The organism is Nocardioides sp. YJ-D4 (assembly GCF_054031495.1).
Genome location: NZ_CM132932.1, coordinates 3,800,508 through 3,812,216 on the forward strand (window position 1 = coordinate 3,800,508; position 11,709 = coordinate 3,812,216).

Genomic DNA, 11,709 nt, shown 5'->3' on the forward strand with positions numbered 1-11,709 from the left:
GCTGGTCGGGCCCGCTGTCATGTCGGCGCCCTCATCGTCAGCCCACCGACGAGTGCCGTCGCCGACGCGGCTGCCGGAGTGATGCGACTGTCGGGGATCCCGCAGGCGCGCAGGCACGTCGAGGCGATGACGGCGGCGGTCGCGTCGTCGATCGGAACGCCGCTGCTGCGGAGGCTCGTGGTGACCTCGACCAGATGCATGAGCATCTCGCCGAGGTGGCCCGGCTCGGCCGCCGTTGCGATGCCGGGCATCGCGGCCCGGGTGGCGATCCGCCCGTAGGCGTCGGCGAGCTCGGCGCGAATGCTGCGAAAGGCATCGAACGCCTCGCTGCTGGTCACGTCGGGATGGGTGGCCAGCGTGCCGATGTTGTCCGGCGCCTCGGCGAGCGTGTGGATGTCGACGAGGGCCAGCAGGTAGAGCGCGGTCTCGGGGCCCGCGGACGCCGTCAGCTGCTCGATCTGGTCGACCCGATCGACGGTGGGTCGGACGGATCGCTCCAGGAGTTCCGCGAGGATCTCGTCCTTGCCGGTGAAGTGGTAGTAGAGCGATGCCTGCCGGATCCCGACCTTGTCAGCGATCTCCCGGGTCGAGGTGGCCGCGAAGCCCTTGGTCACGAACAGCTGCGCCGCGGCGTGAAGCACCTGCTCGCGCGGTGGGGCGGCCGTGTTCGAGGGGACGAGGCGCGGTCGTCCGGGCTGGGTTCGTCGGATGCTCATCGAGGTCCTGCCTTCCTGTCGACGTCGACCCCGGATTTCATTGGAGCATAATATTTCGATCTTGCCAATCATGATGTGCATCTGGACGTACGGTATGCCCATCGGGCACGATGGTGGTTCGCCGAACCAGTCGAAGTCGTCGAAGGAGGCTGTCGCCGTGCCCCGCCCCAACCGCCGAGCCCGTGAAGCGCTGACCGAGGCGCTCCGTGATGCCCGTCGCGCCGCCGGCCTGACCGGATCCGGCCTGGCGGATGCTCTGGGCTCGGGCTGGTCCCAGCCCAAGGTGTCGAAGATCGAGTCCGGCCGGCAGTCGGTCTCCGAGGCCGAGGTCCGTGCCTGGGCGGCCGCGGTGGGCGCCGATCGGGAGATGCTGCTCGCGCTGCGCGCCCGCGCCGACCAGGAGCATGCCGCGTTCCGCGACGCTCATCCGACCGGCGGCGGTGCGGAGCAGCATCAGGATGCGTACGCAGCGACCGAGGTGGCCACCAAGGTCCTGACCAGCTACCAGCCGCACAGTGTCCCCGAGCTGTTGCAGACCCCCGACTACGCGCGTGCCCTCTTGGCGCTGGCGGGTGGTTCGCGCGACAGGGACGAGGTTGCCGGGGAGGTCTCCCACGTGATCGCGGTCAGGCTCCGTCGCTCGGCGATCCTCTATGAGCCCGGCCGGACGATCACCATCCTGGTCGGTGAGGCCGCTCTCCATCACCTGGTGGGCTCGCCCGACATCATGCGTGCCCAGATCGAGCACATCGCCAACCTGGCGACCACCACCCAGGCGACCATCGGGATCGTCCCCTTCGAGAGCTTCCCCGTTCTGGTCCAGCACGGCTGGGACCAGCGGGACCGGATCGTCACCCTCGAGACCAGCGCCGGCGACCTCGAGATCGCCGACCCGGTCGAGGTCGCCCGCTACGAGCGCTGGACGCAGCTCCTGCTCGAGCATGCGCTGACAGGCGCGGCGGCCGCCGAGCGATGCGCCCGGATCATCAGCGAGCGCGGAAGGTCGTCGGCGCGGCTGGGCGACCACGAATAGGACACGGCCGCCGCTCCGGTAGACTCCCGGCGGGCCGTTAGCTCAGTTGGTAGAGCAGTGGACTTTTAATCCATGGGTCGTCGGTTCGAGACCGACACGGCCTACACCGGGCTCGAGCCCCGAGCCGCATATGCGACTCGGGGCTCGGCTGCTTGTTGAGGGTCAGCGGGACTCTTCTTGCGGCAGCGGACGGCTGCTGATCGAGTCGGTGATCGCGGCGGCGGTCTCGACGAACGCCGCTGCCTGCTCCTCGGTCAGCGTGCCCGCCGAGGCTCCCTCCAGGCTCTGCCACAGAGCGGTGATGGGCTCCCGCATGGCGCGGCCCTTGTCCGTGAGGTGGACGACCATCACCCGCCGGTCGTGCTCGGCCGGTTCGCGGACCAGCAGGCCCGCCTCCTGCATGCGGCGCAGGGACTTGGAGACGGTGGAGTGGTCGAGGCCGACGCTCTCGAGTAGCTCGGACTGGGTCTGGCCTTCGCGGTCCAGCAGCTGCATCAGGAGCAGTTCCTGGCCGGGGTGCAGGTCCATCTTGCGCAGCAGGGCGCCGGCGTACGCGCGGTGGGCGCGGGCGAGTTGGAAGATCGCGTAGCTCATCGGCCCGCCTGCGGCAGTGGTGGGAATCTCGGGCATGGTCTCCGCTTCTTCAGCCGGTGTGGGTGGGGTAGTCGGTGTAGCCGACCGCTCCGCCACCGTAGAAGGTCGCCGGGTCGGGTGTGTTCAACTCTGCCCCGACGCGCAGCCGCTCGACCAGGTCGGGGTTGGCAAGCGCCAGTGCGCCGACGGAGACCAGGTCGGCCGTGCCGTTGTCGACGTCCTTGGCGCGAGTGGGGATGTCGGCGCCGGGCCGGTTGAGGATCAGGGTGCCGGGCCACTCCGCGCGGAGCCTGTCGAGCAGCGCCTCGTCGCCGCCATGCAGCAGGTGCAGGTAGGCCAGTTCCATCGGGCGCAGCGCCTCGACAAGCGCCGGGTACAGCTCGTGGGTGTCGGACTCGACGATGTCGTTGTACGGGTTTCCGGGCGAGATACGGATGCCGGTGCGCTCGGGGCCGATCTCGTCGGCCACCGCGGCGACAACCTCCACCGCGAAGCGGATACGGGCCTCGATCGAGCCGCCGTAGCGGTCTGTGCGCTGGTTGGCGTTGTCGGAGAGGAACTGGTGGATCAGGTAGCCGTTGGCGCCGTGGATCTCCACGCCGTCCGCGCCCGCCGCAACCGCCGCAGCGGCCGCGCGCCGGAAGTCCTCGACGGTCTCGGTGACCTCCTGCGTCGAGAGCGCACGGGGCTCCGGCATCTCCTGAGGGCCGGAGGCGGTGAACATCACGCCGGCTGGGCGGATCGCCGAGGGCGCGACGGGCCGGCGGTGGTGCGGAGTGTTGTCGGGGTGAGAGATCCGGCCGACGTGCATCAGCTGGATGAACACCCGGCTGCCTGCCTCGTGCACCGCATCGGTGACCTTGCGCCACCCGGCGATCTGGTCGTCGTTGTAGATACCAGGGGTGAGCAGGTAGCCCTGGCCGTCGGCGGAGGGCTGGGTGCCCTCGGTGATGATCAGCGCCTTGGAGGCGCGCTGTGCGTAGTACTCTGCATTCAGGTCCGTCGGCACGCCCTCCGGGGTGGAGCGGTCACGGGTCATGGGGGCCATGACCAGACGGTGTGGCAGTGAGGTGCCGCCGAGGGTGATCGGGGCCCACAGGGATTCCAGCATGAGAGTCTCTTTCGGTGAACGCGGTGGCCCGGGTGGCCACCGCAACAGGTGGGTGGGGGACGGGGCGGTCAGTCGACGGTGAGGACGAGCTTGCCGCGTACGTGTCCGGCGTCGCTGGCCTGCTGGGCGTCGGCCGCCTTGGCGAGCGGGTACGCCGTGACGGTGGTGGTCAGCGTTCCGGCCGCGGCGTCCTGAGCCGCGGCGGCCAGGCGCTCGACGGGGTGGTCTCCGCCGCCGGGCGAGAACGCGACGCCGAGCTCGCCCGCACTGAAGTCGGCGATGGTGACGATGCGCTCGGTGCCGCCACGCAGGGTGATGGAATCGGGCAGGGCGCCCTTGCCCGCCAGATCGAAGACCGCGTCCACGCCGTCGGGAGCCAGGGCCCGCACCCGCTCGACCAGTCCCTCGCCGTAGGTGGTCGGGGTCGCGCCGAGCGAGGTGAGGTAGTCCTGGTTCGAGGCGCCGGCCGTGGCGATCACGCGGGCACCGCGGGTCGCGAGCTGGACGGCCACGGTGCCGACCGCTCCGGAGGCACCGTGCATCAGCACGGTCTCCCCGGCGGTCACCCCCAGCTCGTCCAGGACCCGTTCGGCGGTCTCGCTGGCGACCGGCAGTGCGGCCGCTTCCTCCCAGGAGAGGTCTGCGGGCTTAGGGGCCACGGCGGTGGCCAGGGCGTACTCGGCGTACGAGCCGGTGTCCGCCCAGCCGAGCACCTCGTCGCCGACCTGTACGTCGCTCACGCCCTCACCGAGCGCGTCGACCACCCCTGCGACCTCGGCACCGGGGATGGCGGGGAACGTCGTCGGGAACACGGCCTCGAGCACCCCAGCGCGCTTCTTGCCGTCCAGCGCGTTCACCCCGGCGGCCTTGACGCGTAGCAGGACCTGGCCGCGGCCGGGCTGCGGGACTTCGACGTCCGCCTCGCGCAGCACATCCGGACCGCCGAACTCATCGAAAATGATCGCTTTCATGAACACTCCACTTCGGGTCGCGTTGCTCTGGCGAATAATGTGGCCAGCCACATATTCACCATAACAGCAATCATGTGGCTAGCCAAGTATTGAGCCGGCGGACGGAGACGGCCGGTCTCTCGTGGGCCGGAAGCTGCCTCGGAAGCCGTGGTCGTACGTCCCGCTGAGCGGTCGTTTCACGGCTCTGTTGCGCAACCTTCACCGCTTCGCGCGTAAAACGATCGGTCAAGGGGGGTTCGCACAGGCGCGTGAGTTGCTAGTGTCACTCCCGCAACAGGTGCAAGTTCCAGAAGGTCTGACGCCTGCGGAGTTTGTGATCCAACGGCGTTTCTGCTCTGTGCCCGCCCGGACCCCGGTCCGGGAACACAGGTCGGAGCGACGTGTCACCCGCCCCTGATGCGGGGCTACCGAACCTGGTGGCCTCTCGCCCCGACTAAGGAGTAACGAGCAGATGGCTCAGGGCACCGTTAAGTGGTTCAACGCCGAGAAGGGTTTCGGCTTCATTGCGCAGGAGGACGGCGGCGACGACGTCTTCGTTCACTACTCTGCTATCCAGACCAACGGCTACAAGTCGCTGGACGAGAACCAGAAGGTCGAGTTCGACGTCACCCAGGGCCCGAAGGGCCCGCAGGCGGAGAACGTTCGCCCTCTCTGAGGCTCTATGAGTAGCTAAGGCGATCTCGGGTTCGGCACCTGCCGACATTTGATCATCTGCAACGAGGCCCCAGCCGTTCGGCTGGGGCCTCGTGGTCTGATTGGAGGCCTCTCAGGCTTCTGTGTCACGCTTGATGTGACAACTTTTGATGGTTCTTGGTGGATCAGCGCGCAGATCCACCGGGACTGGGCGATGATGTGATGACGGGCTTTGTGAGCGTGACGTGAGGAGGCGGCGAGCGTGGCTGATCAGTTCGATGTGACGCTGGAAGATCCCGAGCTGCTCCTCGAGGTCGAGCTCACGACCAATCTCATCGTCGCCGCCAGCGAGTCCGAGGATCACCTCTCCCAAGAGGAGATCGACCGCATCCTCGGGATCATCCCCTAAGGACGTCAGCAGGTCGCGAAGAGCAGCGGCCCGTTCGCCAGGTCGGAGAGCACGGCCGTGCCGTCCTTCGGCCGCAGCTGCATGGTGACGACCTCGTCCTCGGCCGCGACCTTACCGAGCTCGAACCGCTCGTCGAACGTGCCGCCCTGGCCGGGTGCCGGGCCGACGGCGAGCTTGGCCCGTGTGTCGGCGTTCGTACGCGCCTGGTCGTCGTTCTCGAACGACATGGCGACACGTACGTCCCCGTTCGACTCGGCTGCCATGGCGAAGCCCGCGATCGGGTTGATGCCGCCTGCGGCGTCGACGAGGCCGTCTGCCTGGTCCTGGTCAGCGGCCGAGGCTCCGCCCAGCCCGATCTCGGTGCAGGTGAAGTCGCCGTCGTACACGAACGCCGAGAGAGGGTTGCCGAGCCGGTCGGCGGCGTCCGTCATCGGCTCGTGCAGGTCGCCGTCGCCGAGGCTCTCGACCTGGTCGCTCAGATATCGCCGGCCGTCCGAGGCGAGGATGAGGTCATCCTCGGGCAGGAAGGCGATGTAGGTGAGCTGCGGGCTGATCGTCGAGTCGATGCCGGAGTCCGTGAAGCTGGAGAACGGGACCAGGGTGCCGTCCCAGACACCACCGTCCGCGGGGTCGTCCTCGGGAGCGGTGAACCCCATCGAGGTGAGCTGTTCGACGAGATGGTCGGCGTCCATGTCCTCGAGGTGCCCGACCATGAGCGCTCCCTCGGTCGACTGGGTGTAGAGCTCCCAGTCGAGGGTCGCGGGCGACCAGCCGAAGTGCTGCTGCAGCAGGCCGGAGGCGTCGGGAAGCACCGAGGTCGAGGTGAGGTCCTTCGTATAGGCCTCGTCGATCATCTCGTGGACCTCCTCCGGTGTGGAGTCGGCGTCGAGGTCGGCACCTACGCTCTCGCGGATTCCCGTCCAGTCGGTGAAGGAGACCCGGGTCGCCTCGGCTGGGGCCAGCCGCAGGGCCTCGTCGAGGTCGCCCCCGCGCGTCGCCCATGCGCGGGCGAGGAAGATGACGAGCGCAACGACGACGACGCCCACCGCGATGGTCACCAAGGGGTGGGCGCGTACGACTCGGGATGAGTGGCCTGCCCACGTCCTGGGGCGGCTGAGAAGCTGGGGGGTCCGGAGCATTGCGAGGAACCTTAGACGAATCAGCCGCCTTCTCGACATACCCTGTGCGCATGCCCGAGATCCCGGCCGCCGGCGTAGTGGTTTTTCGCGAGCACGACGACCTGTCGGAGGTGGCGCTGGTTCACAGACCCAAGTACGACGACTGGTCCTTTCCCAAGGGGAAGGTCGACCCCGGCGAGACGGTGCCGGTGGCCGCGATCAGGGAGGTGCGTGAGGAGACCGGCCTGAGGGTCGCGCTCGGTCGCCCGCTCCAGCAGCAGCGCTATCCCGTCGATGCGGGGCAGAAGGTGGTCCACTACTGGGTCGGCCGCACCGCTGTGGGCACCGACGACGATGTCGAGGGCTACCTGATCAACGACGAGATCGACGACGTCGAGTGGCTGCCGGTGGACGAGGCGCGCCAGCGGCTCACCTACCCGCACGATCGGGCGACGCTGCAGCAGGCCGAGGACGTACGCGAGCCCACCACGCCCCTGGTGGTCCTCCGTCACGCCTCGGCCGTCGGCCGTTCGGCCTGGTCCCGGGAGGACCCGGAGCGGCCGCTCGACGACACCGGCCGGGCCCAGGCGGTCACTCTGGCCGGCCTGCTGATGGCCTACGACATCCGCCGGGTGATCACCTCGCCGAGCGTTCGCTGCACGCAGTCAGTCGCGCCGTACGCCGGGCTCGCCGGCCTCGCGTCTGAGCAGATGAGACTGCTGAGCGAGGAGGGTGCGGAGGAAGGTAGCGTGTCGGCCCTGGCTGCCGACACCCTGCGTGACCTGGCCGTTCCGACGGTGATCTGCACGCACCGGCCGGTGCTGCCGTGGGTCTTCGAGGGGCTGGGGATGCGTGACCCGAAGCTGGCGAAGGGCGAGCTGATGGTGCTGCACGTGCGCGCGGGTGAAGTGCGTGCTGTTGAGGCATTTCAGGTCTAACAGAGGCTTGAGGCCTGCCTGTTCATCTCCTGTGCCCGGAACTGACACTGATTTGCCACCGACTTTGTGTTCCTCGTTCAGCCTGTGTTCACCTTCACCGAGTTTCCCGTCCACCTCGGCTCCCTACGGTCATCGCGACAACTCCGAATCGACTGCATCATCAATCAGGAGACTTGCGTGAACACCACCTCGCTGCGCCGGGCACTCGTCCCGGGCATCACGGCTGCGGCCCTTGCTCTTGCGATCAGCGCCTGCGGTGCTGCCAACGAGCAGAACAGCGGCAGCGACGGGGAAGGCACCCTCTCGGGCACCATCAAGGGTGGCGGAGCCTCCTCGCAGGAAAAGGGCCAGGCGGCATGGGTCGCCGGCATCCAGGACGCCAACCCCGACCTCAGCGTCGTCTACGAGCCCGTGGGCTCCGGCTCGGGTCGTGAGGGCTTCATCACCGGTGGTTACCTCTTCGCCGGCACCGACTCCGCTCTCAACGACGACGAGGGCGAGCTGACGAAGGCCAAGGAGCAGTGCGGCGCGGACCCGATCCAGGTCCCGGGCTACGTCTCGCCGATCGCCGTCGTCTTCAACCTGGAGGGTGTCGACGAGCTCAACCTCGACGCCAAGACGATTGCCAGCATCTTCTCTGGCAAGATCACCAAGTGGAACGACCCGGCGATCGCCGCCACGAACCCGGACGCCAAGCTCCCGGACACCGCGATCACCCCGGTCCACCGCTCCGACGACTCCGGCACCCAGGAGAACTTCACCGAGTACCTCGCGGCCGCCGGTGGCTGGGCCGAGGAGCCCTCGGGTGAGTGGCCCGCCTCCATCAAGGGTGGCGAGGGCGGCGACGGCACCTCCGGTGTCGTGACCGCCATGCAGGGTGCCGGCTACATCGGCTTCATGGACGAGTCCGCGGCGCGCGAGAACGACCTCACCACGGTCAAGGTCAAGGTCGGCGAGGACTTCGTCGAGCCGACCGCCGAGGCCGCTGCCAAGATCCTGGCCGCCTCCAAGCCGGTCGGCACCAGCGACAACGACATGGCCGTCGAGGTCGCCCGCACGACCACCGAGGCCGGCGTCTACCCGGTCGTGCTGGTCTCGTACCTGCTCGCCTGCCCGACCTACGAGAACGCCGAGGACGCGGCCAACGTGAAGGGCTACCTGGAGTACATCCTCTCCGAGGAGGGCCAGGAGGTCGCCGCCGAGGAGGCCGGCTCCGCACCGCTCGACCGTGAGACCGCCGACAAGGCTCTCGACCTGGTCGGCGGCATCAAGTAAGTGCCGGTACGTCTGATCTGATCGCCGTTCGGGCGGTGGCTGCGGCCGCCGCCCGTACGGCTGTCTTGAGAACCGAAACAAGAAAGTCGAGGAATGCCTTGTGACTGTCGCCGCTGACCCCGGCGCCGACCCTGGCGTTGACCCGAAGTCGGAGCTGTCCGGCCGTGGCTCGATGGGTGATGTCGTCTTCCGAGGCCTCGCCGTCATCGCCGCCACTCTCATCATGGTGGCGCTGGCAGCCGTCTTCATCTTCCTGGGCATCGAGGGCATCCCGGGCTTCAGCGTGGACGAGCAGCACTACGCCGGCCAGGGCTCGTTCCTGGGCCTGGTGGTGCCGCTGCTGTTCGCGACCATGTACGCGGCCGTGCTGGCCCTGATCGTCGCGGTCCCCTTCAGCGTGGCGATCGCGCTCTTCATCAGCCACTACGCCCCGCGCCGGATCGCCACCCCCGTTGCGTACGTCATCGATCTGCTCGCCGCGGTCCCGTCGGTCGTCTTCGGCCTGTGGGGTGCGGTGGTGCTCGGTCCGTACCTGGTGCCGGCCCATGCCTGGCTCTCCGAGAACATGGCCTGGCTGCCGTTCTTCGACGGCCAGCCCTCCGGCAACGGCCGTACGCTGTTCACCGCAGCGATCGTGCTGGCCGTGATGATCCTGCCGATCATCACCTCGATCTGCCGCGAGGTCTTCGCGCAGACGCCGCGACTGCACGAGGAGGCGGCGCTGGCGCTCGGCGCGACGCGCTGGGAGATGATCCGCTACGCGGTCTTCCCCTACGCCCGCTCCGGCATGGTCTCCGCGGTCATGCTCGGCCTCGGCCGAGCTCTCGGCGAGACCATGGCGATCGCGATGATCGTCTCGCCGAAGGTGCTCATCTCGCTGTTCATCATCGGCACCAACAACCCACAGACCATCGCGGCGCACATCGCCCAGGGCTACAAGGAGAGCACGCCGGACCGGCTCTCCGTGCTGATCGCGACCGGCCTCGTGCTGTTCGCCTTCACCTTCCTGGTCAACGCGCTCGCCCGCTGGATCGTCGCCCGAGGGAGGGCCAAGTGACCAACACCGAACCTTCTCTGAACGAGCCGCAGCTGTCCCACGCCACGCTCCCGCGTGGTGCCCAGTGGCTGGTCGGCGTCGCCGCGGTCGCCCTCGGCGGCCTGGCCCTGGTGCTCGGTGTGGGCATCGTCGGGGCAGCCGTCATCGCCGTGCTCGGGTTCCTCATCGGCTACCCGCTGTGGGCGCTGCTGGTGGAGAACCGGCGCTCGGCGACCGACAAGCTCGTCACCGGTCTGGTGTGGACGTCCTTCGCGGTCGCGGTCATCCCGCTGATCTGGCTGGTCTACACGGTTGTCTCCAGGGGCGCCGCGACCCTCAGCCCGGAGTTCCTCACCTACTCGATGCGTTCGGTCACCGGCGACGAGCAGGGCGGTCTCTACCACGCACTGATCGGCACCTTGATCGTCACCGGCATCGCCGCGGTGATCTCGATCCCGATCGGCATCATGACCGCGATCTACCTGATCGAGTACGGCAAGGGCAACCGCCTCGCCAAGACGATCACCTTCCTGGTCGACGTGATGACCGGCATCCCGTCGATCGTCGCCGGCCTGTTCGCGTTCGCGCTCTTCACCCTCCTCGTCGGACCGGGCACGCGCTTCGGCTTCGGCGGCGGTATCGCGCTCTCGCTGCTGATGATCCCGACCGTCGTCCGCTCGACCGAGGAGATGCTGAAGCTGGTCCCCGACGACCTGCGCGAGGCTGCGTACGCCCTCGGTGTGCCGAAGTGGCGCACCATCACCAAGATGGTGCTCCCGACCGCGATCGGCGGCATCGTCACCGGTGTCGTGCTCTCGATCTCGCGAGTGATCGGTGAGACCGCGCCGCTGCTGGTCGCCTCGGGCTTCAACCCGAACATGAACACCAGCGCCTTCGATGACAGCCCGATGATGACCGTGCCGGTCTTCATCTACACCCAGCTGTCCGAGGCCACGGCGAAGGGCGTCGAGTACGCCTGGGGTGGAGCACTGGTGCTCTTCATCCTCGTCATGGTCCTCAACCTCATCGCCCGTATCGTCGGCACGATCTTCGCCCCCAAGACCGGGCGCTAGGAGAAACACATGTCCATTCAAGTCAAGGACGCCAGCATCTTCTACGGCGACTTCAAGGCCGTCGAGGACGTCTCCATGTCCATCAAGCCGAAGTCGGTGACCGCCTTCATCGGGCCCTCCGGCTGCGGCAAGTCGACCTTCCTGCGCACCCTCAACCGGATGCACGAGGTCATCCCCGGCGCGTACGTGGAGGGGAAGATCCAGATCGCCGGCCAGGACATCTACGGGCCGAACGTCGACCCGGTGGCCGTGCGCCGCAAGGTCGGCATGGTCTTCCAGCGGCCCAACCCGTTCCCGACGATGTCGATCTACGACAACGTGCTCGCCGGCAACAAGCTCAACTCCAAGCGGATCAAGAAGTCCGAGGCGGACTCGATCGTGGAGAGCGCGCTGCGCGGCGCCAACCTGTGGAACGAGGTTAAGGACCGTCTCGGCAAGCCCGGCATGGGCCTGTCCGGTGGTCAGCAGCAGCGGCTCTGCATCGCCCGTGCGATCGCGGTCCAGCCGGAGGTGCTGCTCATGGACGAGCCGTGCTCGGCTCTCGACCCGATCTCGACCGCTGCGATCGAGGACCTCATCCACGAGCTGAAGTCCGACTACACGATCGTGATCGTCACGCACAACATGCAGCAGGCCGCCCGTGTCTCCGACGACACCGGCTTCTTCAACCTGAAGGCCGCCGGCCAGCCGGGCCACCTGGTGGAGTTCAACCCCACCAAGCAGATGTTCACCAAGCCGGACAACCCGGACACCGAGGCGTACATCTCTGGGCGCTTCGGGTGACCTGGGGCTGAGCACAGAA

Annotated in this window: 13 protein-coding genes and 1 tRNA gene; 9 read left to right on the plus strand and 5 right to left on the minus strand. The window is 68.0% G+C overall.

All coding sequences use genetic code 11. From position 1 onward, the window contains the following. Positions 1-17: 17 nt before the first annotated feature. Positions 18-716, minus strand: a complete 699-nt coding sequence (locus ACW14X_RS18135) for a TetR/AcrR family transcriptional regulator (RefSeq protein ID WP_457162878.1) — start codon at positions 714-716, stop codon at positions 18-20. Positions 717-873: 157 nt separating this feature from the next. Between ACW14X_RS18135 and ACW14X_RS18140 the strand changes: the two genes are divergently transcribed. Both ACW14X_RS18140 and ACW14X_RS18145 read left to right on the plus strand, forming a co-directional pair. After that, positions 874-1,749 (plus strand): helix-turn-helix domain-containing protein, encoded by an 876-nt coding sequence (locus ACW14X_RS18140; RefSeq protein WP_457162879.1) that lies wholly within the window; start codon positions 874-876, stop codon positions 1,747-1,749. A gap of 31 nt (positions 1,750-1,780) precedes the next feature. Beyond that, a tRNA-Lys gene (locus tag ACW14X_RS18145) sits at positions 1,781-1,853 on the plus strand. Positions 1,854-1,911: 58 nt separating this feature from the next. Here the strand turns inward: ACW14X_RS18145 and ACW14X_RS18150 are convergent. From ACW14X_RS18150 to ACW14X_RS18160, 3 genes are all read right to left on the minus strand, one after another. Next, complete coding sequence (locus ACW14X_RS18150) at positions 1,912-2,379, minus strand: MarR family winged helix-turn-helix transcriptional regulator (protein WP_457162880.1); 468 nt, start codon at positions 2,377-2,379, stop codon at positions 1,912-1,914. A 13-nt stretch (positions 2,380-2,392) separates the two neighbouring features. After that, entirely contained in the window at positions 2,393-3,454 is a 1,062-nt protein-coding gene (locus tag ACW14X_RS18155) for an alkene reductase (RefSeq protein ID WP_457162881.1), read from the minus strand. A 68-nt stretch (positions 3,455-3,522) separates the two neighbouring features. Beyond that, a complete protein-coding gene (locus tag ACW14X_RS18160; protein WP_457162882.1) occupies positions 3,523-4,425 on the minus strand; it encodes an NADP-dependent oxidoreductase in 903 nt (300 codons plus the stop codon). Between the two features lie 451 nt (positions 4,426-4,876). Here ACW14X_RS18160 and ACW14X_RS18165 point away from each other — a divergent pair, with 451 nt between their 5' ends. After that, entirely contained in the window at positions 4,877-5,080 is a 204-nt protein-coding gene (locus ACW14X_RS18165) for a cold-shock protein (protein WP_045548871.1), read from the plus strand. Between the two features lie 240 nt (positions 5,081-5,320). Beyond that, positions 5,321-5,467, plus strand: a complete 147-nt coding sequence (locus ACW14X_RS18170; RefSeq protein ID WP_165111317.1) for a hypothetical protein — start codon at positions 5,321-5,323, stop codon at positions 5,465-5,467. A gap of 5 nt (positions 5,468-5,472) precedes the next feature. Here the strand turns inward: ACW14X_RS18170 and ACW14X_RS18175 are convergent, their stop codons facing one another. Continuing rightward, positions 5,473-6,606 (minus strand): hypothetical protein, encoded by a 1,134-nt coding sequence (locus tag ACW14X_RS18175; RefSeq protein ID WP_457162883.1) that lies wholly within the window; start codon positions 6,604-6,606, stop codon positions 5,473-5,475. 50 nt (positions 6,607-6,656) lie between these two features. Between ACW14X_RS18175 and ACW14X_RS18180 the strand changes: the two genes are divergently transcribed. The 5 genes from ACW14X_RS18180 (at position 6,657) to pstB (ending at position 11,690) form a co-directional block, all read left to right on the plus strand. Then, the gene (locus tag ACW14X_RS18180) at positions 6,657-7,523 is read left to right on the plus strand and encodes an NUDIX hydrolase (RefSeq protein ID WP_457162884.1); all 867 of its coding nucleotides are present in this window, start codon (positions 6,657-6,659) and stop codon (positions 7,521-7,523) included. 177 nt (positions 7,524-7,700) lie between these two features. Then, positions 7,701-8,798: a phosphate ABC transporter substrate-binding protein PstS gene (locus ACW14X_RS18185; RefSeq protein ID WP_160026750.1), complete on the plus strand. Its 1,098-nt coding sequence runs from the start codon at positions 7,701-7,703 to the stop codon at positions 8,796-8,798. Between the two features lie 100 nt (positions 8,799-8,898). Further along, complete coding sequence (gene pstC, locus ACW14X_RS18190) at positions 8,899-9,855, plus strand: phosphate ABC transporter permease subunit PstC (protein ID WP_201451212.1); 957 nt, start codon at positions 8,899-8,901, stop codon at positions 9,853-9,855. Continuing rightward, positions 9,852-10,907 carry a phosphate ABC transporter permease PstA gene (gene pstA, locus ACW14X_RS18195; RefSeq protein ID WP_457162885.1) on the plus strand — a complete coding sequence of 352 codons (1,056 nt, stop codon included), beginning with the start codon at positions 9,852-9,854 and terminating at the stop codon, positions 10,905-10,907. The genes pstC and pstA overlap by 4 nt, the downstream gene beginning before the upstream one ends. A 9-nt stretch (positions 10,908-10,916) precedes the next feature. After that, positions 10,917-11,690 carry a phosphate ABC transporter ATP-binding protein PstB gene (pstB, locus tag ACW14X_RS18200; RefSeq protein ID WP_141801331.1) on the plus strand — a complete coding sequence of 258 codons (774 nt, stop codon included), beginning with the start codon at positions 10,917-10,919 and terminating at the stop codon, positions 11,688-11,690. Positions 11,691-11,709: the final 19 nt, after the last annotated feature.

Coding starts and splice junctions, on each gene's coding strand:
- ACW14X_RS18180 (WP_457162884.1), top strand. CDS start 6,657: ATGCCCGAGATCCCGGCCGCCGGCGTAGTGGTTTTTCGCGAGCACGAC.
- ACW14X_RS18155 (WP_457162881.1), bottom strand. CDS start 3,454: ATGCTGGAATCCCTGTGGGCCCCGATCACCCTCGGCGGCACCTCACTG.
- ACW14X_RS18175 (WP_457162883.1), bottom strand. CDS start 6,606: ATGCTCCGGACCCCCCAGCTTCTCAGCCGCCCCAGGACGTGGGCAGGC.
- pstB (WP_141801331.1), top strand. CDS start 10,917: ATGTCCATTCAAGTCAAGGACGCCAGCATCTTCTACGGCGACTTCAAG.
- ACW14X_RS18150 (WP_457162880.1), bottom strand. CDS start 2,379: ATGCCCGAGATTCCCACCACTGCCGCAGGCGGGCCGATGAGCTACGCG.
- ACW14X_RS18135 (WP_457162878.1), bottom strand. CDS start 716: ATGAGCATCCGACGAACCCAGCCCGGACGACCGCGCCTCGTCCCCTCG.
- ACW14X_RS18165 (WP_045548871.1), top strand. CDS start 4,877: ATGGCTCAGGGCACCGTTAAGTGGTTCAACGCCGAGAAGGGTTTCGGC.
- ACW14X_RS18160 (WP_457162882.1), bottom strand. CDS start 4,425: ATGAAAGCGATCATTTTCGATGAGTTCGGCGGTCCGGATGTGCTGCGC.